Source organism: Pantoea sp. GbtcB22, assembly GCF_019091025.1.
Lineage (GTDB): Bacteria > Pseudomonadota > Gammaproteobacteria > Enterobacterales > Enterobacteriaceae > Pantoea > Pantoea leporis.
On the sequence record NZ_JAGXKB010000610.1, the window covers coordinates 1 to 245 of the forward strand.

1 pseudogene is annotated in these 245 nt (G+C 58.4%); it reads right to left on the reverse strand.

The window, feature by feature from the left end:
* A pseudogene (locus KVT28_RS26145) lies at positions 1 to 245 on the reverse strand (methyl-accepting chemotaxis protein); the annotation flags it as partial.

A 245-nucleotide genomic window follows, 5' to 3' on the forward strand; every position in this document is an offset into this window, starting at 1 on the left:
CCGCCTTGCTTCGCCTCTGTGGAGGTGTTGGCCACCAGCTGATTAGCTTCCCGCGCGTTTTGGGCGTTGTGCTTGACGGTGGCGGACATCTGTTCCATCGCCGATGCGGTCTCTTCCAGCGAGCAGGCCTGCTGTTCGGTGCGTGATGAGAGATCGATGTTACCGCTGGAGATGTGATTCGAGGCGACAGCAATGGTATCGGAACCGGCGAGGACATCGGGAACGATAGTGAGCAGATTGACGTT